A 24,475-nucleotide genomic window follows, 5' to 3' on the forward strand; every position below is an offset into this window, starting at 1 on the left:
GCACCCCGGTTCGAGTACCGTGTCGGTCGACTGCGCCCGACGCCGTCAGGAGTTGCCGGCGCTGGCCACCACGACCATCAGGACGATGAACGCCAGCATCAGCACGCCGGCGATCACGCAGATCACGACCGCGGCGGTCGAGCAGCCGTTGCGCTCGTTGACCGGCGCCGCCGGGTACGGCATCGGCGGCGGGGTGTGCGCCTGGGCCGGGAAGGGCCCCGGCGTGCTCTGCGGGAACGGCTGCTGGAAGGCCGGCTGCGGGAACGGCGGCGGGGTCTGCGCGGCCTGCGGGAACGGCTGCGGGGTGGGCACCGCGTACGGCGGCGGGGTCTGCGGCCCGGGCGCCGGCCGGTAGGGCTGCTGCACCGACGGTGGACCGGCCTGCGGACCGGGCACCGGCGGGAAGTTGGTCAGCGACGGCGCGGCGTGCACCGAGCGCGGCCCCTCGCCGATCACCAGCGGGGTGGACGCCTGCAGCGGCGTGTTGCCGCCGCCCCGCTCCCCCGCCAGGATGCGCTCCACCTCCTCGCGCATCGCCTCCGCGGTCGGGAACCGGTGCGCCGGGTCCTTGCGCAGCGCCCGCTCCACCAGCGCGTCGATCCCCGGGGTGACCGCCCGGTTCAGCGTGGACGGCGCCGGCGGGGTCTCCTGCACGTGCTTGTACGCGATCGAGAAGGCCGAGTCGCCGTCGAACGGCAGCTGCCCGCTGAGCAGTTCGAACAGCATGCAGCCCACCGAGTACAGGTCGGACCGGGCGTCCACGCTCTTGCCGAGCGCCTGCTCGGGCGAGAGGTACTGCGGGGTGCCGACCACCATGCCGGTCTGCGTCATCGAGGTGACGCCGGACTGCAGGGCGCGCGCGATGCCGAAGTCCATCACCTTGACGACGCCCTTGCCGGACACCATCACGTTGGCCGGCTTGATGTCGCGGTGCACCAGCCCCTGGTCGTGCGAGGCCTCCAGCGCCGCCAGCACCGCGGCGGTGATCTTCAGCGCCTGCTCGTTGGGCATCGCCCCGAGGGTGGTCACCTGCTCGTCCAGCACGTCCTTGAGCGAACGGCCCTCGACGAACTCCATGACGATGTACGGCGTGGTCGACCCGTCCGCCGCGACGTCCTCGCCGGAGTCGAACACCGAGACGATGTTGGTGTGCTGGAGCCGGGCCACCGCCTGCGCCTCGCGCCGGAACCGCTCCTTGAACGAGGCCTCCCGGCCCAGCTCGGTGTGCAGCGTCTTCACCGCGACCTGACGGTCGAGCACCGTGTCGTGGGCCAGGTGGACGGAGGCCATGCCGCCCTGCCCGAGCATCCGCTGCAGCACGTACCGGCCGTGCCCGAGCGAGTACCCCTCGGTGGTGCCCTCAGTCATGGTCCCAGCTCCCCCTCGGCGCGCGGTACTTCCGGACACCGGTCAGGGTAGCGGTTCGGGGCCGCGCCGAAGCGCGGCCCCGACAAGGCCACCGTGGGTAGGGCTACAGGTACGGACCGGAGCGAATCCCGCGGCCCGGGCCGCCCTCCTCCGGGTCGCCCTCCGCGCCCTGCAGGCCCGGGGGCAGCGCCCGCCGCATCTGCTCCAACTGCGCCCGCGCGGCCATCTGCTGGGCGAACAGCGCGGTCTGGATGCCGTGGAACAGGCCCTCCAGCCAGCCCACCAACTGCGCCTGGGCGATCCGCAGTTCGGCCTCGGTCGGGATCGTGTCGTCGGCGAACGGCAGCGACAGCCGCTCCAACTCCTCGACCAGCTCCGGGGCCAGGCCCAGCTCCAGCTCCTTGATCGAGCTGGCGTGGATGTCCTTCAGCCGCGCCCGGCTCGCCTCGTCGAGGGGCGCCGCCCGCACCTCCTCCAGCAGCTGCTTGATCATGCTGCCGATCCGCATCACCTTCGCCGGCTGCTCGACCATCTCGGTCACCGGCAGCTCGCGCGGCTCGTCGTCCCCGTCGCCCCGTCCGAGCCCGCCGGCCGGCGCGGTGCCCACCGCCATCCCGTCCGGCCCGACGATCAGCACCTTCGGACTGTCCTCCGGCCTCCCGTTCGCCGCCTGTGCCGCCAGGAAGGGCTCCTGCTGAGACCGCTCGTTCATCGGGTTGGTCATAGCTCCTTCATATGCTTCGTCCGCTACGGAGGTCAACGAAGCCGGACCGCCGATCGTCCCGCCCCGTCCGCTCCGTCTCACCGCTGTCGGCCTAGCGCCTACGCAGCCTCAGCCCGATCAAACCCAGACCCAGGCCGATCATTCCCAGCCCGGCGCCCAGCGGGAGCAGCCGCAGGGACGGGTCGTCCCAGTGCAGCGGCGGCACGGCCGGCACCACCGGCCCGGCGGCCAGCGCCCCGCCCGCGGCCTCCGAGGGCGTCCCCGGGTCGGCCGTTCCCGCCTCGTCCGGCAGCGCCTCGTCCTCCGCCGGGTCCGCGGCCGGGCCGCTCCGGCCGGGCGGTGCCGCCTCCGGCGCGGGCGCCGCCTGCCGTCCGGCGCCGCTCCCGCCCGGCCGGGTCGGCGGCGCCGGCCGGACCGGGGAGGCCGCCACGGTCGCCGTCCCGCTCGCCTCCGCCGTCCCGCCGTCCGAGGGCTCCGGCGACGGCGGGAGCGGCGGCACCACCGCCTGCTGGTGCCGCCCGTACCCGGGCACGGGCGGGGAGGAAGGGGAGGGAGCGGCGGGCTCGGGCTGCTCCGCGGGGCCGGGGGACGCCGTGGGCGAGGGCGTGGGCACGGCGGACGGTGCGGTGGACGGCGCGGCGGACGAGGGGGCCGGGGCGGCCGGGGCGGCCGGGGCAGCTAGGGACGGCTCCGCCGACTCGACCGGCGCGGCGGGCGCGGCCGGTCCGGCCGGTTCCACCGGGACGGCCGGAGCCGCGGGGACGCCCGGCGCGGCCGGAACGGTGGCGGTGGCGGTGCGGGTGGAGGCGGCGGTCGGGGCGGCCGTCCCGGGGACGGGGGCCGGTGCGGGCGGCCCGGATATCGCGCCGCCCGGCGCCGGGCTCACCGGTAGCGCCGCGGCCCCGGCCGCGAGCCCGGCCACCTGCTCGCGCACCGCGTCCAGCTGCGCCCGGGCCTGTTCCCGGGCCGCGTCCAGCTGGGCCTGCGCCTGCTGCCGCGGCCCGGCCGCCGGGTCGGCGGCCAGGGCCGGGGCGGCCAGCAGCAGCGGGAGCGCCACCCCGGTCAGCGTCGCCCAGCGGCGCAGCGCGGGCGGGCAGGCGGTGGCACGGGCCGGAACGGCGGAGGCGGGGCGGTGGCGAGCGAGCATGGAAAGCAGGTCCTCCCGACGGCCGCCCGCAGCGGGGTGCGGGCGGAGGCGGAACAGCTTGTGACCAGACTCACATACTCGGACAATCCGGGCATGTCGACCGTCAGTCGGTGGCCTCCGGCACCTCCAGGACCACCTTGCCGACCTGGGCGCCGGACTCGACCACCCGGTGGGCCTCGGCGGCCTCGGTGATCGGCAGGACCCGGTCGACCACCGGGCGGACCGCGCCCGCCTCGACCAGCGGCCAGACGTGCTCGCGGACGGCGGCGACGATGGCGGCCTTCTCGCCGAGCGGGCGGCCGCGCAGGTTGGTGGCGACCAGGGCGGCCCGCTTGGCCAGCAGGGTGGAGAGGTTGACCTCGGCCTTGGCGCCGCCCTGCAGCCCGATCACCACCAGGCGGCCGTTGACCGCCAGGGCGTCGATGTTCCGCTCCAGGTACTTGGCGCCGATGATGTCGAGGATCACGTCGGCCCCGCCGAGCGCGGTCAGCTCCGCGGTGAAGTCCTGCCGGTGGTAGTCGATCAGCAGGTCCGCGCCGAGCTCGGCGCAGCGGGCCAGCTTCTCGGGGCTGCCCGCGGTGACCGCGACCCGGGCGCCGACCGCCTTGGCCAGCTGGATCGCCATGGTGCCGATGCCGCTGGCGCCGCCGTGCAGCAGGACGGTCTCGCCGGGGCGCAGGTGGGCGACCTGGAACACGTTGGACCACACCGTGCAGGCCACCTCGGGCAGCGCCGCCGCCTGCTGCGGCGTCAATCCCTTCGGCACGGGCAGCAGTTGGCCCGAGGGGACGGCCACCCGCTGGGCGTAGCCGCCGCCCGCGAGCAGGGCGCACACCTCGTCGCCGACCGCCCAGCCGGCCACCCCGGGGCCGACCTCGACGATCCGGCCCGCGCACTCCAGGCCGGGGTAGGGGGAACTGCCGGGCGGCGGATCGTAGAAGCCCTGGCGCTGTAGCAGGTCGGCCCGGTTGACCGCGGTGGCGGCGACCTCGACCAGCACTTCGCCGGCCGCCGGGACGGGATCGGGTACCTCGGCCCAGACCAGCCGCTCGGGGCCGCCGGGCTCGGGAATCGTGATGGCTCGCATGGCCGCCACGCTACGCCTCCCGCTCCCGCGCACCCCGCCCCCCTCGCCGTCAACGGACAGCCCGTCAGGGCCCCGGGGGCGGACCGGACAGGGTGGCGACACTCCGGCCCCGCCGTCACCCCGGGACGGCCCGACCCCCCATCCTTGTCCCTGTGCCGAAAACCACCCCGCCCCAGGACCCGGGTGCCCGACCGTCCTTCCTGACGCGCAGTCTCTTCCGGGACGCGGGCACCGACGCCACCGACCCCACCCGACGGATCGCCCTCCCGTCCCGGCCCGGCCGGCCGCCGACGCTCCAGGTCGCCCGCCGGCTGCTGCTGGCGCTGGGCGTGCTGGTGGCCACCACGCTGATCGTGTACGCGGACCACGCGGGCTACAACGACAACGCGGACACCTCGGTCAGCCTGCTCGACTCGGCGTACTACGCCACCGTCACCCTCTCCACCACCGGGTACGGCGACATCACCCCGGTGAGCGACGGCGCGCGGCTGGTGAACATCCTCGTGATCACGCCGCTGCGCGTGGTCTTCCTGATCATCCTGGTCGGCACGACTCTCGAAGTGCTCACCGAACGCACCCGCCTGCAGTGGCGGATCGAACGCTGGAGGCACACCGTGCGGGACCACACCGTCGTCATCGGCTACGGCACCAAGGGCCGCAGCGCCGTGGACACCCTGCTGGGGCAGGGCGTCCCGAAGGAGTCCATCGTGGTGGTCGACCCGCAGCTCAAGGCCGTCGAGCAGGCCACCCACGACGGGCTGGTCGGCGTGCTCGGCGACGCCACCCGGGCCGCCACCCTGATCCGGGCCGAACTGCCGCGCGCCGCCCAGGTGGTGGTCGCCCCCGAGCGCGACGACACCGCCGCCCTGGTCACCCTGACCGCCCGCCAGCTGAACAAGGGCGCCACCGTGGTCGCCGCCGTCCGCGAGGACGAGAACGCCCCGCTGCTGCGGCAGAGCGGCGCGGACGTGGTGGTCACCTCCTCCAGCTCGGCGGGCCGGCTGCTGGGCATGTCGATGCTCAGCCCCAACGCGGGCGCGGTGATGGAGGACCTGCTGACCTACGGCAACGGCCTGGACGTCACCGAGCGCCCGGTCACCAAGGCCGAGGCCGGACGCAGCCCGCGCGAGCTGGACGACCTGGTGGTGGCGGTGGTCCGTGGCCGCCGGGTGCTCAACTACACCGAGCCGGAGGCCGCGGTGCTCCAGCTCACCGACCGCCTGATCGTCATCAAGCAGGGCACCCCGGTCACCCACTGACCCGGGGCGTGCGGGAGGGGGCGGTGTTCCACGTGGAACACCGCCCCCTCCTCGCGTCCGCCCGCCCGCCGGATTCCGGGGCTCAGGCCGCGGGCAGCGCCAGCACCTCCGCGTACTCCCCCGCCGCCAGGCCGCCGGGCGGGACGACCGCCAGCGCCTCGGCCCGGGCCAGACCGCGCAGCATCGCCGGGCCGTCGTGCGGCAGCGGGGCCAGCCCGGCGGCGGTCCGGCGCACCGGGTGCAGCCGGGTGTCGACGGGATGGCCGGGCAGCGCGGCGGCCAGCGGCTCGACCGGACCGGCGACCGGCGCGGTCCGGCCGGACAGCGCGTGCAGCAGCGGCAGGGCCAGCGTGACGGTGCCCGCCACCGCGGCCAGCGGGTTGCCGGGCAGCCCCACCAGGTGACGGCCGCCGGGCAGCGCCGCCAGCAGCATCGGGTGCCCGGGCCGCACCGCCACCCCGTCCACCAGCGGGTGCCCGCCGGTGGCCTCCAGCGCGGCGTGCAGGAAGTCCACCGGCCCGGCGGCGGTGCCGCCGGTGGTGAGCACCAGGTCCGCGGGCGAGTGCCGGATCGCGTCCCGCAGCAGCCCGAAGTCGTCCCGGACGTGGCGGCTGCCGAGCAGTTCGGCCCCCGCCCCGGCCAGCCAGGGCGGCAGCAGCGGACCGAGCGCGTCCCGCACCCGGCCCGGGCCGGGCAGCCCCGCCACCAGCAACTCGTCGCCCAGCACCAGCAGTTCGACGGTCGGACGGCGGTGCACGGCCAGCCGGTCGTGCCCGGCCGCCGCGGCCAGCCCGAGCACCGCCGGGGTCACCGGCAGCCCCGCGGGCAGCAGCTCCTCGCCCCGGCCGCACTCCTGCCCGCGCGGCCGGACGTCCTGCCCGGGCACCACCTCGCCACGCAACTGGGCGGTGCCGTCCGGACGTTCGGTGAGCACGCCGTGCTCGCGCCGGAGCACCCCGGTGGCGCCCGGCGGCACCTGGGCACCGGTGGCGATCTCCACCGCCGCGCCGTCCGCCAGCGGCGCGCACGGCTGCCCCGCCAGCACCCGGCCGGACAGCCGCCACGGCCCCGGACCGGCCACCGCCCAGCCGTCCATCGCCGAGGTGTCGAAGGCCGGCAGGTCGGTGAGCGCCGCCAGCGGCTCGGCCAGCGTCCGCCCCGCCGCCGCGGCCAGCTCCACCCGCTCCACCGGCAGCGGCCGGGCCACCGCCGCCCGCGCCGCGTCCCGGGCCGCCCGCCACGGACACCCGCGCAGGGTGGCCGCCACCGAGGTCAACCGGACGTCACCGGCCGGGTCCACCGTCCCCATCCCCGCCGGCCCGCTCATCGCCCGTCCGCGCCGTCGGCCGCCGGGGTCGCCGGGGCAGCCGGGGTCGCCGGGGTCGCCGGGGCGTCGGCGTCGTCAGCGGCAGCCGCCCAGCGCTCGGCCAGCGCCACCGCCTTCGCGTTCGCCTCGGCCACCGCCGCCGCGCCGCCACCGGCCTCGGCCGCCGCGTAGCCGACCAGGAACGCGGTGAGCGGCGCCGCCGGCCGCTCGACCCCGTGCGCGACCACCCGGGTCATGTCCAACAGCCCGCGCACGTCCACCGCCAGGTCCACGCCCAGCTCGGCAGCGGCCGCGGCCATCCACTCGTCCAATGTGCGCTCCATGACGCCCATGCTGCCCGATCCGGGCACTCGCCGACCGCTTCCCCGGTGAGCGCCGCACGTCGTTTCGCTCACCCCCCGCCCCCACCCGCCGTGAGCACTCCGCCGGAGCCGGCCCCGCACCCCGTACGGTCACAGCCCGCAGGCGGCTCCGGCCGACCACCCTTCCCGCACCCGCCACCGGACCCGAACCCGAACCCGCCGAAGCCCGCCGGCGGACCCGGCTCCGCGCTTCTCCCGCCGCCCGACCCCGCATCCCGGACGGCCCCGGGCCGCAGGCGGCTCCGGCCGGGTGCCGCAGGGTCGAGGAGGCCGCCGCCGGTCCCGCCCGTCGTGCGCGGGCCCCGTCCCCCGCCTTCTCAGGACTCCCCGGTCTCCCGCCCCGCCCGGTCGCGGGCCGCGGCCAGCTCCGGCCAGGTGTCGCAGTCGAAGGAGGCGTGCGCCGGGTCGGGCAGGCGGGTCAGGCGGAGCGGGGCGAGCAGGTGGCGGAGCGGGCGGCCGGACGGGTCGCCGAGGGCGGTGAGCGCCGCGCTCAGGGCGCTGGTGCGGTAGGCGGCGGCCAGCGGCTGGTCGCGGCCGTCGGCGTCGACCAGCAGGGCGCCGTCCGGGCCGCCGTCCCCGTCGAGCGCGGCCAGCAGCCGCCCCACCGTCGGCCGGTCCAGGAACGGCAGGTCGGCGGCGAGCAGCAGGACCCGGGGCGCGGTCACCGCGGGCAGCGCGGCGGCCACCGCCGCCAGCGGGCCGCCGCCCGGCGGGTCCTCGCGCAGCCAGCGCACCCCGGCCCGCTCGGTGGGCCGCTCGGGGCCGACCACCAGGACCCCGCGGGCGTCCGCGCAGGCCGCCAGCACCCGGTCCAGCAGCGGGCGCCCGCCGACCGTCAGGGCGGGTTTGTCGATCCCGCCGAGCCGTCGCCCCGCCCCGCCGGCCGCCACCACCGCGTCGTACCCGTTCCGCGTCACCCCCGCAGTATCACTCCCCGGCCGCCGCTCCCCCGGGGCCGCTCCCCCGGCGCCGCCCCCGCGGGATCACTGGTCGTCGCCGTCGACGATCTCCGCGTCCACGATCCCGTTGTCCTCGTGCGGGACCTCCCGCCGCGCGACGTTCGCGGCCGCGCCGTGCTCCAGGATGGCCGGCAGGGTCAGGCCGCCGTAGCGCTCGTTCACCGCGGCGGCCAGCGCCTCCGCGTCCTCGGGGTGGTCGTGCAGCGCCTCGTCGAAGTCGCGCAGGTAGCCGGCGGTGAAGGCGAGCACCCGGTGCGCGGCGTCGTCCATGCCGGGGGCGCGGTGCCCGGCGATCACCCGGTCCACGCCGAGGTCGGCGATCCGGACCAGGTTCTGCGACCACTGGTCGCGGGCGTCCGGGTCGGTGTCGGCCGTCCAGACGTGGGTGCCGTTGTAGACGAAGTCGCCCGCGACCACGGTGCGGATGCTCGGCAGGTGGGTGATGGTGGAGCCCGCGCTGTCGCCCTGGCCCAGCTGCAGGACCCGGATCAGCTGGCCGTCGATCATCAGCGGGCGCGGCAGCAGCGGCGCGGGCAGCAGCGGCTGGTCCGGGACGTCGTCGCCGTACACCGGCTTCCACTGCGCGACCTTCGCCGCCGCGGTCCGCCCGATGCCCTCCACCACCGAGGGCGCGGCCAGCAGCTGCGCGGCCGGGAACAGCCGCAGCACCTCCTCCGCGCCGAAGTAGTGGTCGGGGTGCTGGTGGCTGACCACGATCGCCAGCAGCTCGCGCCCCTTGCCGGCGATCCACTCGGCCAGCTCGCGCCCGGCGCTGCGGGTCAGCTGGGCGTCGACCAGGATCGCCGTGCGCTCGCCCATGATCAGGCTGGAGGTGGCGAAGAACGCGCTCTCCGGGCCGGTGAAGACCTCGACCTCCAACGGGCGGACGGCCGGTGCGGCGTCCATCCGGTGGCCGGGGGCGCTCTCGTCGGACGGTGACGCGGTCACGGCTGCTCCCCTGGTCGGTGCGGCGGCGGGCGCGGGCCGGCCCGTCCCGTCCAGCCTGGCCGGAAGGCCCCCGCGCCGCCGGGTGGGCGCGCCCAGGAGGGTGATCACCGCAACCCCCGGCCCGCCGCGGGCGTCGACTATTGTCGTTGGTCCCCGGCCACCGGGCACCTCGCGCACACACCATTCCGGGAGCACTGATGGACCGGCTCGACAACACCGTCCGCGACTACGCCTGGGGTTCGACCACCGCCGTCCCCGAGCTGCTCGGACGGCCCGCCACCGGTGCGCCCCAGGCCGAGCTGTGGATGGGCGCCCACCCCGGCGCGCCGTCCCTGGTCGACCGCGGCGACGGCCCCGTCCCGCTGGACCGGCTGATCGCCGCCGACCCGGTCGGCGAACTGGGCGCCGCCTCCGTCGAGCGGTTCGGGCCGACGCTGCCGTTCCTGTTCAAGGTGCTCGCCGCCGCCCTGCCGCTCTCCATCCAGGCCCACCCGACCAGGGCGCAGGCCCGGGCCGGGTACGCCGAGGAGGAGGCCCGCGGCATCCCGCTGGACGCCCCGGAGCGGAACTACAAGGACGACAACCACAAGCCCGAACTGATCTGCGCGCTCGACGAGTTCGAGGGCCTGTGCGGCTTCCGCACCCCCGCCGACGCAGCCGCCCTGATGGCCTCGCTCGACGTCCCCGGGCTGGCCCCGCTGATCGACCTGCTGCGCACCGAGCCCGAACCGGAGGCGCTCGCCGGGGCACTCGCCGGGGCGCTCGGCCTGACCGGCGCCGCGGGCCGGGAGACCGTGGCCGCCGTCGCCCGCGCGGTCACCGCCGCCGCCCCCGCCGACCCGACCGGCGAGCTGGCCGGGTACGCCTTCGCCGCCGCCGAGCACCCCGGCGACCCCGGGCTGGTCGCCGCCCTGCTGCTCAACCACGTCCGGCTCCAGCCCGGCGAGGCGCTCTACCTCGGTGCCGGGCTGCCGCACGCCTACCTGCGCGGCACCGGCGTCGAGATCATGGCCAATTCCGACAACGTGCTGCGCTGCGGCTTCACCCCCAAGCACGTGGACGTCCCCGAACTGCTCAGGGTGGTCGACTTCCGCGGCGGCCGCCCGGAGATCCTGCGCCCCGCGCCCGGCCCGGACGGCGAACGGCACTACCCGGTGCCGATCGACGAGTTCCGGCTCTCCCGCTACGAACTCACCGACCGCCCCGCCACCCTGCCCGGCGACGCCCCGCAGATCCTGCTCTGCACCGCAGGAACAGCCGAACTTGCCTCGGGCGGACGGACGTTGACGCTCCACCGGGGCGAGTCCGCGTTCCTGCCGGCCGACGGCGCCGCGACGCTGCTCACCGGCCCCGGCGCGACCGTCTTCCGCAGCACCGTCACGCTCGACTAGCGCGGCCCGGGCCGGGATCGGGCCCGGGACCGGCCCAGCCCCGGACCGGAACCGGACCGGGAGCAGCACCGGCTCAGACCGGGAAACGCCCCTGGTACGCCAGCCGCGCCCCGGCGTCCGCGCCGATCGCGGTGAGCAGCTCGTCCAGGGCCAGGAACCACGTCCAGCGCTCCCCGCCGCCCGCCCGCGCCAGGGCGTCGACCAGCAGGTCCTCCAGCTCCGGGACCCGCTTGTCCTTCCACACCTTGTCGGCCACGCAGACCAGCAGGTCCTCGGCCGTGGAGGACGGGCCCCAGTCGGCGTGCCCGGCCGCGAACCGGGCCAGCTCCGGGGCCACCCCCGCCGCCAGCAGCAGCTCCCGCCCGGCCGGCTCGTGCGCCGAACCCGGGCCGGACAGCTCCGAGCGGTGCACCGCCTTCCCGATGTCGTGGGTGGCCGCCCCGAACAGCACCGCCTCCCGGTCCACCGCCAGCTCCGGGCAGCGCTCCGCCGCCCAGTCCGCCAGCCGCGCCGCCACGTCGTGCACCAGCCGCAGGTGCGCCACCAGCCGCGGCGGCGCCCCCGCCCCGGCCAGCAGCTCGGCCGCCCGGTCCGGCAGCGGCAGCAGTTCCAGGTCATCGTCCATGGCGGGCGACCCTACCCGACCCCGTTTAATCCCTTGACCGTGGACGGGCGAGCGGGCTGCACTGGCCCGGACAGGCGACGGCGACCGCGGAAGGCGGCGGCATTGATCGACATCCGGCCCACCACCGAGCAGGACCTCGATCTCTTCGTCGAGACCATGCACGCCGCGTTCGGGATGTTCGTCGACCCGCCCGACGGGGACGGCGGCGGCGTCTGGTGGTCGGCGTTCGAACCGGAGCGCGGCCTGCTCGCCCACGACGCGGACGGCCGGCCGATCGGCACCGCCGGGGCGTACACCTTCGAACTCACCCTCCCCGGCGGGCGGATCGTCCCGATCTCCGGGGTGACGGCCGTCGGCGTGCTGCCCTCGCACCGGCGGCGGGGCGTGCTCACCGCGATGATGCGCCGCCAACTCGCCGAACTGCGCGGACGCGGCGAGGTGCTGGCCGTGCTGCTCGCCTCCGAGTCGCTGATCTACCGCCGCTTCGGCTACGGGCCCGCCACCTACACCCAGCGCTACACCGTCCCCCGGCAGCGCGCCGCACTCGCCCCCGCCCGGGCCGGGGCCGCCGGGGCCGGGGCGGTCGAACTGCTGCACCGCGACAGGGCGGTGCCGCTGCTGGAGCAGGTCTACGACGACTACCGGCGGCTGCGCCCCGGCTCGGTCTCCCGCCCGCACCGCTGGTGGGAGCGCGGCGCGGGCCAGCCCCCGGTCGCCCGCAAGCCCCGCTACGTCGCCCTGCACCGGGACGCCGCCGGCCGGCCCGACGGGTACGCCAGCTACCGCGTCGAGGAGGGCCGCTCCCTGGTGGCCGACGAGACCGTCGCCGCCACCGACGCCGCGTACGCCGCGCTGGCCCGCTACCTGCTCGGCCACGACCTGGTCGAGCAGGTGGTGTTCCAGCACGTCCCGCCCGACCACCCGCTGCCCTGGCTGCTCGCCGACTACGGCGCCGGCCAGCCCGGCAAGCACACCGACTGGCTCTGGGCCCGGGTGCTGGACGTGCCAGGCGCGCTCACCGCCCGCGGCTGGAGCACCGACGGCACGCTCGTCCTCGACGTCGACGACCCGTTCCTCGGCGAGCACCACCGCCACCTGCTGACCGTCCGCGACGGCGAGGCCACCTGCGTCCCCACCGACCGCGCCCCCGACCTCTCGCTCGACATCAGCGACCTCGGCTCGATCCTGCTCGGCGGCACCGCCCCCAGCACCCTCGCCCGGGCCGGCCACCTCCGCCCCCACCACCCCGAAGCCGCCGCCCGCGCCGACGCCCTGTTCCGCGCCGACCGCGCACCGCACTGCCTGCACTGGTTCTGAGACGCGGCGGAGCCCCCGCGGACGAGGTCCGCGGGGGCTCCTGGCCGATCGGGGATCAGTTCTTGCTGTAGAAGCCGAACATGTCGACGATCAGGTCGGTCTGCGAGTAGGCGACGTTCCAGAAGTCGACCAGCCCGGTGCTGCCGACGCTCGCCTGCACCAGGTTCGGGACGGTCTGCCCGGCCTTCCAGTTCAGGGACGAGGAGTTCGGCACCGACGGCCAGTTGAAGTAGCCGCCCTCGTAGGCCGCGATGGTGTTCGGGTCCTGCGCGACCGACAGGTGGCCGTCGCCGTGGGTGTTGGTGACGGTCGCGTTCAGCGCCCAGCCGGTGATGTTCGGGTCCCAGGAGCCGAGGTCGAGCAGCGCGTAGTCGTAGCCGTAGCTCGCGTTGTACGGGTAGAGCGGAGTCGACTGACGGGTGTCCAGCAGGCGGTCGGGGTCCACCGGGACGTACGCGCTCTGGCTGTTCGCCGTGTAGTAGCCGACCACGTCCACGATCACGTCCGACGCCTTCCAGGCACCGTTCTGGACCTGGATCCTGCCGTCCGGGCCGACCGGCACGATCACCGAGTTGGCCACGGTCTGGCCGGCGGTGAAGTTGACGTTCGAGGCGGTGGGGAGGGACTGCCCGCTCGGGTACACCGTCAGGTGGCCGTCGCTGCCCGGGTTGGTGACGGTGACGTTCAGCGCCACGGCGGTGAACTTGTTGTCCGGCACCTGCGCGTTGGTCGGGATGGTCACCGGCACGGTGCCGTACGCGGCCACCTTGCCGCTGTTGCGGGTGTCCAGCAGGCGCTTCGGGTCGACCGGGGTGTAGCCGGAGGCCTGGCTCTGGGTGAAGTACCCGGTCACGTCGGCGATCAGGTCGACGCTGCCCCAGCCGCCGTTGTACAGGTCGACGTAGCCGTTGGCCCCGACCGGCGCGATCACCAGGTTCGGAACGGTCTGGCCCGGCAGGTAGTTGAGGTTCGACGTGGTCGGCCGGGCGTCGCCGTCCCCGTAGACCGTGACGTGGCCCTCGGTCCCGGGGTTGGTGACGGTGACGTTCAGCACCACCGCGGTGACCCCGGCCGGGATGGAGCCGTTGCCCGCGATCTTGATCTTCGCGGTGCCGTACGCCGGGACCTTGGCGCGCGGAGCGCCGGTGCCGTCCCGGGTGTCCAGCAGACGCGTCGGGCCGTACGCGGTGTACGAGTTGCCCGCGGTCGCGAGGCTGAGGTTGCCGCTGGCGGTGTTGCCGGAGCCGTCGGTCAGCGTGACGCTGATGGCGTAGGCGCCCAGCTTGTCGTAGACGTGCGTCTGGGTGACCGTGGTGGCCGAGTAGACCGCCACCGAGCTGCTCTTGCCGTCGCCCCAGTTGATGGTGGCGGTGAGCGGCCAGCTGTCGCTGGTGGCGGAGATGTCCAGGTCGATGCCGTGGGCGGACGACTGCACGGCGTGCAGCGCGGCGCCCAGCGAGTTGTTCGCGGCGGTCAGCGGACCGGCCTGCGACTGCGCGCCACGCGCCTGCGGCGCGGCGGACTTGCTGCCCGAGACCGACCCGTCGAAGGTCTGGAAGTCGGGCTTGGGCGCCTGAGGCGCGGCGTGCACGCCGGCGGCCTTGGCGGAACGAGCGGGAGAGTCCGAGTCGGCAGCAACGGCCTGGCCCGGAACGAACGCGAGACCGGCGGCAACAGCAGCGGCACCCGCGAGAAAACGGCGATAAGACACCGACACCCCGAAGAAGAAGAAAAGTGAAGATCCGATGAGAGGCTCGCTCAGCGTACAGATCCCACCCTGTTCGAACAATCTCCTTTTTCCCGTTCCCGCACGGGCTTTGGCGGTATGCGGACAAAAAATTCGACGGCCTGTCAGGTCACATCGCGAGTCATGTCGACAAAGCGGGAATAGTGCCCCTGGAAAGCGACGGTAATGGTCGCAGTTGGGCCGTTTCGGTGCTTTGCCACGATCAGGTCGGCTTCACCGGCCCGCGGCGACTCCTTCTCGTACGCGTCCTCGCGGTGCAGCAGGATCACCATGTCGGCGTCCTGCTCGATCGAGCCGGACTCGCGCAGGTCGGAGACCATCGGCTTCTTGTCGGTGCGCTGCTCGGGGCCGCGGTTCAGCTGGGAGAGCGCGATCACCGGAAGCTCCAGCTCCTTCGCCAGCAGCTTCAGGTTCCGGGACATGTCCGAGACCTCCTGCTGCCGGCTCTCCGCCCGTCGCGACCCGCCGGACTGCATCAGCTGCAGGTAGTCGATCACCACCAGCCGCAGGTCGTTGCGCTGCTTGAGCCGCCGGCACTTGGCCCGGATCTCCATCATCGACAGGTTCGGCGAGTCGTCGATGTACAGCGGCGCCGCACTCACCTCGGGCATCCGCCGGGCCACCCGCGTCCAGTCGTCGTCCGTCATGTTCCCCGACCGCATGTGGTGCAGCGCCACCCGTGCCTCCGCCGACAGCAGGCGCATGGCGATCTCGTTGCGGCCCATTTCGAGCGAGAAGATCACGCTCGGCAGGTTGTTGTGGATCGAACAGGCCCGCGCGAAGTCCAGCGCGAGCGTGGACTTGCCCATGGCCGGGCGGGCCGCGATGACGATCATCTGGCCGGGGTGGAGGCCGTTGGTGAGCTGGTCGAAGTCGGCGAAGCCGGTGGGGACGCCGGACATCTGGCCGGAGCGGGAGCCGATGGCCTCGATCTCGTCGAGGGCGCCTTCCATGATGTCGGCGAGGGGGGCGTAGTCCTCGTTGGTGCGCTGTTCGGTGACGGCGTAGATCTCGGCCTGGGCGGCGTTGACGATGTCGTCGACGTCGCCCTCGGCGGCGTAGCCCATGCCGGCGATGCGGGTGCCGGCCTCGACCAGGCGGCGCAGGACGGCGCGTTCGTGGACGATCTCGGCGTAGTACTCGGCGTTGGCCGCGGTGGGGACGGAGTTGACCAGGGTGTGCAGGTAGGAGGGGCCGCCGACGCGGGTGAGCTCGCCGCGCTTGGTGAGTTCGCCGGCCACGGTGATCGGGTCGGCGGGCTCGCCGCGGGCGTAGAGGTCGAGGATCGCGCCGTGGATGAGTTCGTGGGCGGGGCGGTAGTAGTCGGCGGGCTTGAGCACCTCGACGACGTCCGCGATGGCGTCCTTGGAGAGGAGCATGCCGCCGAGCACGGACTGTTCGGCCGCCAGGTCCTGCGGGGGGACGCGTTCGAAGCCCTCGCCGCCGAAGCCGCCCTCGCGGTCGCCGTCCCGGTCGCGGCGCTCGCCCTTGGCCGGGAAGCGGTCGCCGCCCTTGCCGCCGTCCCGCCGCTGGGACCCTCCGCCGGAGCCCCCGGAGCCGCCCGAGCCGCCGGAGCCCTCGCGGCCGGCCGGGGCGCCGGAGCGGCGGGAGACCGGGAGGCGGTCGCCCGGGACGTCGGGGAAGGCGTCCAGCGGGAAGGCGTCGTCGGACGGCTGCCAGTCGTCCTCCGGCGGCGGGGCGTCGTGGTCTTCGTACTGGGGGCCGGTCACGCGTGTTCCCCGATCAGCGAGCGGTGCGAGTTGGTGCGGGCCTGTCCGGTGGGGCGCGTTCCTTCCTACGCCACCGAGCCGACAGTTCCGGCCGTGTGCGGGCGGTGTCGCGCGGCCACCGGGGTCTGGTCCGGAGCCACGGTACGGGGGGTCGGGCGGTTGTTCAAAGGCGGTTATCCACAGGGGGTGTGGATAACTGTCCGCAGGCTGTGGGTAACTCCGCCAAAGCTGTGCACAACCCTGTGGACACCACTGTGGATAACCACACGATCACCCTGGCGGGACATCGCTGACCTGCGGTGACTCTCCGCACAGCCTGTGCATGAGAAATTCTTCACACAGCCGGGGTCCGAGCCGGGGGCCTGTTCGAGAGACCGTTCGAGCCGGGGTCCGTCCACAGGGAAAGTAAGTGTCACAGGACACCTACAACCATTACCTGTGGATGAGTAGGCTGAGCCCATGCCCGTCCGACCGCCCACCGCCCGTCCACCCGCCGCCGACCGTCGCCGCCACGACCGGGAGATCCTCGCCCTGGCCGTCCCGGCCTTCGGCGCCCTGGTCGCCGAACCGCTGTTCCTGATGGCCGACTCGGCGATCGTCGGCCACCTCGGCACCGCCCAGCTGGCCGGCCTGGGCGTCGCCTCGGCCGCGCTCACCACCGTCGTCGGCGTGTTCGCCTTCCTCGCGTACGCCACCACCGCCGCGGTGGCCCGCCGGATCGGGGCGGGCGACCGGCGGGCCGCCGTCCAGCAGGGCATCGACGGGATCTGGCTGGCGCTGGTCCTCTCGGCCGGCCTGGTGGTGCTCATCCTGCTGCTCGCCCCGCAGGCCGCCCGGCTGCTCGGCGCCTCCGCCACCGCCGGACCGCACGCCGTCACCTACCTGCGGATCAGCGCGCTCGGGGTGCCCGCGATGCTGCTGGTGCTGGCCGCCACCGGCGTGCTGCGCGGCTTCCAGGACACCCGCACCCCGCTGCTGGTGGCGATCGGCGGGTTCACCGCCAACCTGCTGCTCAACCTGGGCCTGGTGTACGGCGCCGGCCTCGGGGTGGCCGGCTCCGCCTGGGGCACCGTGATCGCGCAGAACGCGATGGCCGCGGTGTACGTGGCGGTGGTGGTCCGCGGCGCCCGCCGGGAGGGCGCGGCGCTGCGGCCGGACGCCGCCGGCATCCGCGCCTCGGCCCGGGCGGGCGGCCCGCTGCTGGTGCGCACCCTGAGCCTGCGCGCGGTGCTGGTGCTGGCCACCGCGGTGGCCGCGCACCTGGGCGACGCCGAGGTGGCCGCCCACCAGATCACCATGACCGTCTGGTCCTTCGTGGCCTTCGCCCTGGACGCGGTGGCGATCGCCGGGCAGGCGATCATCGGCCGCTACCTGGGCGCCGGCGACCTGCCGGGCACCCGGGCCGCCACCCGGCGGATGGTCGAGTGGGGCCTCGGCGCGGGCGTGCTGTTCGGGCTGCTGATGGTGCTGGGCCGCCCGCTGTACGTCCCGCTGTTCAGCTCCGACCCGGCCGTGCGGGGGCAGCTGTCCACCGCGCTGCTGCTGGCCGCGCTGACCCAGCCGGTGGGCGGGCTGGTGTTCGTCCTGGACGGGGTGCTGATGGGCGCGGGCGACGGCCGCTACCTGGCGTGGGCGATGCTGGCCACCCTGCTGCTGTTCGTCCCGGCGGCGCTGGCCGTCCCGGCGCTGGGCCTGGGGCTGGCCGGGCTGTGGTGGGCGATGAACCTGTTCATGCTGAGCCGGGCCGCGTTCCTGGCCGGCCGGGTGCGCACCGGCCGCTGGATGGTCACCGGCGCGGTCCGGGCCTGAGGACGGCGCCGGGAACCTGGCCCGGCAACGGCCCCGGAACGGCCGGAGGGCCGGACCCCGTGGAACGGGGTCCGGCCCTCCGGGTGCCTCGCGGCGTGCCCTGCGGCACGGGCGCTACGGCACCGCTACGACTGCGTTCAGGCGGCGACGACGTTGACGTCGAGGTTGGCCTGGACGTCACCGTGCAGCTTGACCGAGACCTTGTGGGTGCCCACGGTCTTGATCGGCGAGGCGATCGCGACGGCGCGCTTGTCCACGGCCGGGCCGCTGGCGGCCTTGATGGCCTCCACGACGTCGGCCTGGGTCACGGAGCCGAACAGGCGGCCGGCCTCGCCGGAGCGAACGGCCAGCTTGACCTGCAGGCCCTCGAGCTTGGCCTTGACCTCGTTGGCGGCCTCGAGGGTCTGGATGGCGTGGATCTTCCGGGCGCGACGGATGGCGTCGACGTCCTTCTGACCGCCCTTGGTCCAGCGGATGGCGAAGCCGCGCGGGACCAGGAAGTTACGGGCGTAGCCGTCCTTGACCTCGACGATCTCGCCGGCGCTGCCGAGGCCGGGGACCTCGTGAGTGAGGATGATCTTCATTCTTCGGTCACCCTCTCTTAGCGCGCGGTGGAGGTGTAGGGCAGCAGGGCCATCTCACGGCTGTTCTTCACGGCCGTGGCGACGTCACGCTGGTGCTGGGTGCAGTTGCCGGTGACCCGGCGGGCACGGATCTTGCCGCGGTCGGAAATGAACTTCCGCAGCAGGTTCGTGTCCTTGTAGTCCACGTACGTGGCCTTGTCCTTGCAGAAGACGCAAACCTTCTTCTTCGGCTTGCGAGCAGGCGGCTTCGCCATTGTGTGCTCCGTTAAGTACGAGATCTGTCAGCGTTGGCGGACCCGCGGGGGCCCGCCAAGCACCGCTTAGAACGGGGGTTCTTCCGAGTAGCCGCCGCCGGAGTTTCCACCCCAGCCGCCGCCGCCCTGGTTGGACGCGGGGGCGCTGGACGCCCACGGGTCGTCGGACGGGCCGCCCTGGCTGCCGCCGCCGGGGTTTCCGCCCCAGCTGCCGCCGCCCTGGTTGCCGCCGCCGAAGCCGCCGCCACCCTGCTGGCCGCCGCCGCCGAAGCCGCCGCCACCACCGCCGCCCGGACCGCCGGTCCGGTTGGCGCGGGTGACCTTGGCGGTCGCCGAGCGCAGGCTCGGGCCGACCTCATCGACCTCGACCTCGAAGACCGTCCGCTTCTCGCCTTCCTTGGTCTCGTAAGACCGCTGGCGCAGTCGGCCCTGCACGATCACGCGCATGCCGCGCTGCAGCGACTCGGCCACGTTCTCCGCCGGCTGACGCCAGACGTTGCACGTGAGGAAGAGGCTCTCGCCGTCCTTCCACTCGTTGGTCTGGCGGTCGAAGGTGCGCGGGGTGGACGCGATGCGGAACTTGGCCACCGCGGCACCCGACGGGGTGAAGCGCAGCTCGGGGTCGTCGACGAGGTTGCCGACGAGGGTGATGACGGTCTCGCCTGCCATGTGGTGATGACCTCTCGGAAAGGAGTTCTGCGGTGCTCGTCAGCGGTGTTCCACGTGGAACACCGGACGTGAGCCCTCCGGCGCGGACGCCGGAAGTGGGCTCAGTGGGTGTCCGGGCGCAGGACCTTGGTCCGCAGAACCGACTCGCTCAGGCTGAACTGGCGGTCGAGCTCCTTGACGACCTCGGGCGTGGCCTTGAGGTCGATGACCGAGTAGATGCCCTCGGACTGCTTGTTGATCTCGTACGCCAGGCGACGCCGGCCCCAGGTGTCGACCTTCTCCACCTTGCCGCCGCTGGTGCGGACGACGTTGAGGAAGCTCTCGATCAGGGGGGAGACAGCGCGTTCCTCGACCGAGGGGTCGAGGATGACCATCACCTCGTAGTGACGCATGTGTAACCCACCTCCTTTGGACTCAACGGCCACGGCATTTCCGTGGCAGGAGGGTTGTGCGCGTCGGCACCGGTGGGTCCGGGCATGCGAACACGCCCCTACACCAGTGCAGAGGGGCCAGCCTACCGGGTCAGCCGACCGGCGGACAAAACAGTTGGCCGCAGCGGTTGTCACTTCGGTCACATCGGCCGCAATCTGGACAGAACGAACGTTCCTCTCCCGGGAGGTGGGTCCCATGGCACAGGCCGTCCCCAGGCCGCAGCACCGGTCGCAGTTCACCCTCAACACCGACGGACACCCGCACCCGCGGGAGAACGCCCTGGTCGGTGTGACCGTCCTGCTCGGGGTGATCGCCTTCGTCACCTCGTTCTTCCACCACCTGCACCTCCTGACCTCGTGGACCGGCCTGTTCGGGGTGCTCACCGGACTGGCCGGGCTGTTCCTCTCGGTGACCACCGCCGAGCGCTTCGCGGTCGTCATCGGCACCGGCGCGGCGGCGTTCGGCCTCTTCCTCGGCGTGGCGCACGGCGGCCTGTTCGGGGGCGTGTGGTGACCTCCCCCCGGCGCGGGGCGGGCTGAGTCCGCCTCCCCCCACTGGGCCTCCGATGCCCTCCCGGCGTAGTACCTGTATCAGCGGGTGCCGCCGGGAGGGCATCATCATGTCGGGTCGGTTCCCGGTCGAATCGGACCATTCGGACGATAGGGTCACCATGGGGGGATCCACGAGGAGGAGCACGGAGCATGAGCCTGCGGCTGCGGACGATCACACGCGAGGAACACCTGGCCTTCGTGCAGAGCCGGCCCTCGGCCAGCCACATGCAGGTGCCCTCCTGGGCGGACGTGAAGGCGGAGTGGCGCGCGGAGAGCCTGGGCTGGTTCGACGCCTCCGGCGAGCTGGTCGGCGCCGGGCTGGTCCTCTACCGCCAGCTGCCCAAGGTGAAGCGGTACCTGGCCTACCTGCCGGAGGGGCCGGTGATCGACTGGTTCGACCAGGACCTCGACCGCTGGCTCAAGCCGATGCTGGCGCACCTGAAGTCGCAGGGCGCCTTCTCGGTGAAGATGGGCCCGCCGGTGGTGGTGCGCCGCTGGGAGGCGCCCACCATCAAGGAGGCGATCGCCGGCGACCGGGCCAAGCGGCTGCGCGACGTCGAGCCGGACTTCACCGAGTCCCGCGCCCTGGAGACCGCCGAACGGCTGCGCCGCTCCGGCTGGCTGCAGGGCGAGGACGGCGGCGCCGGCTTCGGCGACGTCCAGCCCCGGTACGTCTTCCAGGTGCCGCTGGGCGGCCGCTCGCTGGACGACGTCCAGCGCGGCTTCAACCAGCTGTGGCGGCGCAACATCAAGAAGGCCGAGAAGAGCGGCGTCGAGGTGGTCCAGGGCGGCTACGAGGACCTCGCGGTCTTCCACAAGCTGTACGTGGTCACCGCCGAGCGGGACCACTTCACGCCCCGGCCGCTCTCCTACTTCCAGCGGATGTGGCAGTCCCTCACCGCCGAGGACCCGAACCGGATGCGGCTCTACCTCGCCTACCACGAGGGCGAGCCGCTGGCCGCCACCACGATGCTGGTGGTCGGCGAGCACGTCTGGTACTCCTACGGCGCCTCGGCCGACCACAAGCGCGAGGTCAAGCCGTCCAACGCGATCCAGTGGCGGATGATCCGGGACTCCTACGCGCTCGGCGCGAGCGTCTACGACCTGCGCGGGATCAGCGACACCCTGGACGAGGACGACCCGCTGTTCGGGCTGATCCAGTTCAAGGTCGGCACCGGCGGCCAGGCCGCGGAGTACCTCGGCGAGTGGGACTTCCCGCTCAACAAGCTCCTGCACAAGGCGCTCGACCTCTACATGTCGCGCCGCTGAGCCGAACGGCCGGGTCGGCGGGCCGCCGCCCGCCGACCCGCCGCCGACCGGTCGCCCGACGGCCGGTCGCCGGTCGCCCGCCGGCGCGCCACCCGAAGAACACCACGGAGAGAACGCGATGACCCTGACGATGTACGTGGACACCGGCCGCTGGCGGGCGCACCAGCGCGGCCTGCTGGCCGAGTTCGACGGGCTCGTCCCGGTCGCCAAGGGCAACGGCTACGGCTTCGGCAACACCCGGCTGGCCGCCGAGGCCGCCCGGCTGGGCGTGCCGACGCTGGCGGTGGGCACCACGGACGAGGCGGCGGCGGTGGCCGGCGACTTCCCCGGCGACCTGCTGGTGCTCACCCCCTACCGGGCGGGCGAGCCCGAGGTCGAGCTGCCCGCCGGGCGGGTGGTGCGCACCGTCGCGCACGCCGAGGCGCTGGCCGCGCTGCCCGGGGGGACCAGGGTGGTGATCGAGTGCATGACCTCGATGCGGCGGCACGGTGTCGCGGCCGGTGAGCTGACCCGGCTGCCGGTGGGGCACCTGGCGGTGGAGGGTTTCGCGCTGCACCTGCCGCTGGACCGGCCGGACGGCAGCGACCCGGTGGACGAGGTGTCCGGCCTGGTCCGGGCGATCGGTGAGGCCGGGCTGCCCACCGGCACCGTCTACCTCAGCCACCTGTCCGCCGCGGACGGGCCGCGGCTGGCCGAGCGGCACCCCGGCACCGCCTTCCGCTCCCGGATCGGCACCCGGCTCTGGCTCGGCGAGGTGGAGGCGCTCTCCTCCCGGGCCACCGTCCTGGACGTCACCCCGGTCTCCCGCGGCGAGCGCTACGGCTACCGGCAGCACAAGGCCCCCTCCGACGGCCACCTGCTGGTCGCCACCGGCGGCACCGCGCACGGCGTCGGCCTGGAGGCCCCCAAGTACGTGCACGGGGTGCTGTCCCGGGCCAAGGGGCTGGCCCGGGCCGGCCTGGCCACCGTCAACCGGACGCTGTCGCCGTACTCCTGGCAGGGCAAGCAGCTGTGGTTCGCCGAGCCGCCGCACATGCAGGTGTCGATCCTCTTCCTGCCCGGCGAGCTCAAGCCGCCCGCGATCGGCGACGAGCTGTCCCTGACCGTCCGGCACACCACCACCCACTTCGACCGGGTGGTCGAGCGCTGAGCCCGCCCCCGGGGCCCGGCCGAACGCCGGAGCCCCGCCCGCCGTGACGGCGGGCGGGGCTTCGGCAGCTCCGGGGCTTCGGCGGCTCCGGGGCCGGGCGGCCGCCCGGAGGACTCACCGGGCCGCCTCCCGGGTCACTTCTCGGGCCGGGGCTCCGCGCCGAGCTCGACGACCGGCTCCGGGTCCTTGCTCAGCCAGTCCGAGCGCGGCGCGTACGCGGCGTAGGTCTCCTCCTCGCGCAGGCCGCGGGCGGTGCCGAGCACGAACCGGTCCGGGGCGCCGTCCAGCACGCCGCCCGACGGGTCGTCGCTGCCGTCCCAGCGGACCGGGTCGTGCTCCGGGTGGAGGATGTCGCGGACCACCAGGTAGCAGAGGTACAGGGTCCCGACCAGGTGCAGGGCGATGGCGAAGTGGTACCACTCCTGGTCGATGCCGTGGTGCTTGCCGTCGCCGTTGTAGGCCAGGAACGACCAGACGCCGAGGAAGTACAGCACCTCGCAGGCCTGCCAGAGCAGGAAGTCGCGCCAGCGCGGCCGGGCCAGCACGGCCAGCGGGATCAGCCAGAGCACGTACTGCGGCGAGTACACCTTGTTGGTCAGCACGAAGGCCGCCACCACCAGGAAGGCCAGCTGGGCGAAGCGCGGGCGGCGCGGGGCGCTGATCGCCAGCCAGCCGACCGCCAGGCAGCTGAGCACCAGCAGGACGGCGATCCAGGTGTTCAGGGTCTCCAGGTTCCGGCCCTTGCGGATGCCCTGCATCAGGATCAGCCAGAACGAGCCGTAGTCCTCCCGGCGGGTCTGGCTGAAGCTGTAGAAGGTCAGCCAGCCCTTCCAGTTGGCCAGCATGATCGGCAGGTTGACCACCAGCCAGGCCCCGGCCGCGCCGCCGAACGCCTGGCCGAACTCCTTCCACCGGCCGGCCCGCAGGCAGAGCACCAGCAGCGGGCCGAGCAGCAGCACCGGGTAGAGCTTGGCGGCGGTCGCCAGGCCGATGAAGACGCCCGCCCAGACCGGCCGGGAGCCCGACCAGTAGGCCATCGCCACCGCGGCCAGGGCCACCGCCAGCAGGTCCCAGTTGATGGTGGCGTTCAGCGCCAGGGCCGGGGCCAGGGCGAACAGCAGCGCGTCCCACGGGCGGCGGCGCTGGGTGCGCGAGGTGGCGACCACCGCGACCACCGCGCAGATCATCAGCATCCCGGCGTTGACCATCCAGAACCACTGCTCACGGCTCATCAGGTCGCCGCTGTGGGTGGTCAGCCAGGCCGCGACCTGCATGAACAGGCCGGTCAGCACCGGGTACTCCAGGTACTGCATGTCCGGCGAGCCCTGCGGGATCGGGTCCAGGTACGGGTGCAGCCCGTCGGCGAAGCCGCGGCCGGAGAACAGGTGCGGGATGTCGCTGTAACAGGCCTTCGTGTACTGGGTGGTGGCGCCGTGGAACCAGCCGTCGTTGTAGCACGGGGCCTTCTGGAACAGGCCCAGCACGTAGACCGCGATCACCGCCAGCGCGAGGAACTTGGCCGGCGTCCACCAGGACACCCCCAGCAGCGCCCGCCGCCCGGGCGGGCCGCCGAACAGCTCGCTGCCGGCCTCCGCGACCGGGTCCTCGTCCGCGGGCACCACCACGGTGTTGGGCAGCGGACCGTCGGCCTGCGCGGGGCCGGGCGGCGAGGTCTCGTCACGAAGGCTGGAGGTCATGGCCGACATACTGCCGCACCGTTCCGCGCAATCGAAGAGGGGCACGGGATCGCCCTCGCGATCCGTGCC

22 protein-coding genes and 1 pseudogene are annotated in these 24,475 nt (G+C 74.2%); 7 read left to right on the plus strand and 16 right to left on the minus strand.

Annotated elements, in window-relative coordinates:
• Positions 1-45 precede the first annotated feature (45 nt).
• From QMQ26_RS17925 to QMQ26_RS17940, 4 genes are all read right to left on the minus strand, one after another.
• Positions 46-1,368: a protein kinase domain-containing protein gene (locus QMQ26_RS17925; RefSeq protein ID WP_404814141.1), complete on the minus strand. Its 1,323-nt coding sequence runs from the start codon at positions 1,366-1,368 to the stop codon at positions 46-48.
• 103 nt (positions 1,369-1,471) lie between these two features.
• Positions 1,472-2,092: a bacterial proteasome activator family protein gene (locus tag QMQ26_RS17930; RefSeq protein ID WP_100837252.1), complete on the minus strand. Its 621-nt coding sequence runs from the start codon at positions 2,090-2,092 to the stop codon at positions 1,472-1,474.
• A 91-nt stretch (positions 2,093-2,183) separates the two neighbouring features.
• Positions 2,184-3,239: a hypothetical protein gene (locus QMQ26_RS17935; RefSeq protein ID WP_282206347.1), complete on the minus strand. Its 1,056-nt coding sequence runs from the start codon at positions 3,237-3,239 to the stop codon at positions 2,184-2,186.
• Between the two features lie 103 nt (positions 3,240-3,342).
• Positions 3,343-4,326: an NAD(P)H-quinone oxidoreductase gene (locus tag QMQ26_RS17940; protein ID WP_282206348.1), complete on the minus strand. Its 984-nt coding sequence runs from the start codon at positions 4,324-4,326 to the stop codon at positions 3,343-3,345.
• Between the two features lie 200 nt (positions 4,327-4,526).
• Between QMQ26_RS17940 and QMQ26_RS17945 the strand changes: the two genes are divergently transcribed.
• Positions 4,527-5,585, plus strand: coding sequence for a potassium channel family protein (locus QMQ26_RS17945; protein ID WP_404814185.1), 1,059 nt, complete (start codon positions 4,527-4,529; stop codon positions 5,583-5,585).
• 82 nt (positions 5,586-5,667) lie between these two features.
• Here the strand turns inward: QMQ26_RS17945 and QMQ26_RS17950 are convergent, their stop codons facing one another.
• The 4 genes and pseudogenes from QMQ26_RS17950 to QMQ26_RS17965 all read right to left on the minus strand — a co-directional run bounded on the left by QMQ26_RS17950 (position 5,668) and on the right by QMQ26_RS17965 (position 9,181).
• Complete coding sequence (locus QMQ26_RS17950) at positions 5,668-6,912, minus strand: molybdopterin molybdotransferase MoeA (protein ID WP_282206350.1); 1,245 nt, start codon at positions 6,910-6,912, stop codon at positions 5,668-5,670.
• Positions 6,909-7,235: a DUF6457 domain-containing protein gene (locus QMQ26_RS17955; protein WP_318552252.1), complete on the minus strand. Its 327-nt coding sequence runs from the start codon at positions 7,233-7,235 to the stop codon at positions 6,909-6,911. Before QMQ26_RS17955 ends, QMQ26_RS17950 begins: the two co-directional genes overlap by 4 nt.
• Positions 7,236-7,600: 365 nt before the next feature.
• Positions 7,601-8,191 (minus strand): annotated as a pseudogene (mobA, locus tag QMQ26_RS17960) (molybdenum cofactor guanylyltransferase); the annotation flags it as partial.
• A 66-nt stretch (positions 8,192-8,257) separates the two neighbouring features.
• The gene (locus QMQ26_RS17965) at positions 8,258-9,181 is read right to left on the minus strand and encodes an MBL fold metallo-hydrolase (RefSeq protein ID WP_282206351.1); all 924 of its coding nucleotides are present in this window, start codon (positions 9,179-9,181) and stop codon (positions 8,258-8,260) included.
• 197 nt (positions 9,182-9,378) lie between these two features.
• On the opposite strand from QMQ26_RS17965, the gene manA reads away from it, so the two are divergent.
• Positions 9,379-10,572, plus strand: coding sequence for a mannose-6-phosphate isomerase, class I (gene manA, locus QMQ26_RS17970; protein WP_282206352.1), 1,194 nt, complete (start codon positions 9,379-9,381; stop codon positions 10,570-10,572).
• 73 nt (positions 10,573-10,645) lie between these two features.
• Here manA and QMQ26_RS17975 read toward each other — a convergent pair whose 3' ends face one another.
• The gene (locus tag QMQ26_RS17975; protein WP_100837247.1) at positions 10,646-11,197 is read right to left on the minus strand and encodes an HD domain-containing protein; all 552 of its coding nucleotides are present in this window, start codon (positions 11,195-11,197) and stop codon (positions 10,646-10,648) included.
• 105 nt (positions 11,198-11,302) lie between these two features.
• On the opposite strand from QMQ26_RS17975, the gene QMQ26_RS17980 reads away from it, so the two are divergent.
• Positions 11,303-12,514, plus strand: coding sequence for a GNAT family N-acetyltransferase (locus QMQ26_RS17980; RefSeq protein WP_282206553.1), 1,212 nt, complete (start codon positions 11,303-11,305; stop codon positions 12,512-12,514).
• A 55-nt stretch (positions 12,515-12,569) separates the two neighbouring features.
• Here the strand turns inward: QMQ26_RS17980 and QMQ26_RS17985 are convergent, their stop codons facing one another.
• Together QMQ26_RS17985 and dnaB are read right to left on the minus strand one after the other, a co-directional pair.
• Positions 12,570-14,105, minus strand: a complete 1,536-nt coding sequence (locus tag QMQ26_RS17985; protein ID WP_100837246.1) for a hypothetical protein — start codon at positions 14,103-14,105, stop codon at positions 12,570-12,572.
• Between the two features lie 260 nt (positions 14,106-14,365).
• Positions 14,366-15,913: a replicative DNA helicase gene (gene dnaB / locus QMQ26_RS17990; protein WP_404814186.1), complete on the minus strand. Its 1,548-nt coding sequence runs from the start codon at positions 15,911-15,913 to the stop codon at positions 14,366-14,368.
• Positions 15,914-16,450: 537 nt separating this feature from the next.
• On the opposite strand from dnaB, the gene QMQ26_RS17995 reads away from it, so the two are divergent.
• Positions 16,451-17,800, plus strand: a complete 1,350-nt coding sequence (locus tag QMQ26_RS17995; RefSeq protein WP_282206354.1) for an MATE family efflux transporter — start codon at positions 16,451-16,453, stop codon at positions 17,798-17,800.
• A gap of 137 nt (positions 17,801-17,937) precedes the next feature.
• On the opposite strand, the gene rplI is transcribed toward QMQ26_RS17995, so the two are convergent.
• From rplI to rpsF, 4 genes are all read right to left on the minus strand, one after another.
• The gene (gene rplI, locus QMQ26_RS18000; RefSeq protein WP_100837244.1) at positions 17,938-18,384 is read right to left on the minus strand and encodes a 50S ribosomal protein L9; all 447 of its coding nucleotides are present in this window, start codon (positions 18,382-18,384) and stop codon (positions 17,938-17,940) included.
• Positions 18,385-18,401: 17 nt separating this feature from the next.
• The gene (gene rpsR / locus QMQ26_RS18005; RefSeq protein ID WP_033214207.1) at positions 18,402-18,638 is read right to left on the minus strand and encodes a 30S ribosomal protein S18; all 237 of its coding nucleotides are present in this window, start codon (positions 18,636-18,638) and stop codon (positions 18,402-18,404) included.
• Between the two features lie 66 nt (positions 18,639-18,704).
• Positions 18,705-19,307, minus strand: a complete 603-nt coding sequence (locus tag QMQ26_RS18010; protein WP_282206355.1) for a single-stranded DNA-binding protein — start codon at positions 19,305-19,307, stop codon at positions 18,705-18,707.
• A gap of 101 nt (positions 19,308-19,408) precedes the next feature.
• Complete coding sequence (gene rpsF, locus QMQ26_RS18015; RefSeq protein ID WP_030457607.1) at positions 19,409-19,699, minus strand: 30S ribosomal protein S6; 291 nt, start codon at positions 19,697-19,699, stop codon at positions 19,409-19,411.
• A 235-nt stretch (positions 19,700-19,934) separates the two neighbouring features.
• Here rpsF and QMQ26_RS18020 point away from each other — a divergent pair, with 235 nt between their 5' ends.
• The 3 genes from QMQ26_RS18020 (at position 19,935) to QMQ26_RS18030 (ending at position 22,709) form a co-directional block, all read left to right on the plus strand.
• Positions 19,935-20,252 carry a hypothetical protein gene (locus QMQ26_RS18020; protein WP_100837242.1) on the plus strand — a complete coding sequence of 106 codons (318 nt, stop codon included), beginning with the start codon at positions 19,935-19,937 and terminating at the stop codon, positions 20,250-20,252.
• Between the two features lie 188 nt (positions 20,253-20,440).
• Positions 20,441-21,559: a lipid II:glycine glycyltransferase FemX gene (locus QMQ26_RS18025; RefSeq protein WP_100837241.1), complete on the plus strand. Its 1,119-nt coding sequence runs from the start codon at positions 20,441-20,443 to the stop codon at positions 21,557-21,559.
• A gap of 118 nt (positions 21,560-21,677) precedes the next feature.
• A complete protein-coding gene (locus QMQ26_RS18030) occupies positions 21,678-22,709 on the plus strand; it encodes an alanine racemase (protein ID WP_282206356.1) in 1,032 nt (343 codons plus the stop codon).
• Positions 22,710-22,843: 134 nt separating this feature from the next.
• Here QMQ26_RS18030 and QMQ26_RS18035 read toward each other — a convergent pair whose 3' ends face one another.
• Positions 22,844-24,406: a glycosyltransferase family 87 protein gene (locus tag QMQ26_RS18035; RefSeq protein WP_100838588.1), complete on the minus strand. Its 1,563-nt coding sequence runs from the start codon at positions 24,404-24,406 to the stop codon at positions 22,844-22,846.
• Positions 24,407-24,475: the final 69 nt, after the last annotated feature.

The sequence above is a fragment of the Kitasatospora fiedleri genome, from assembly GCF_948472415.1.
GTDB classification, from domain to species: domain Bacteria; phylum Actinomycetota; class Actinomycetes; order Streptomycetales; family Streptomycetaceae; genus Kitasatospora; species Kitasatospora fiedleri.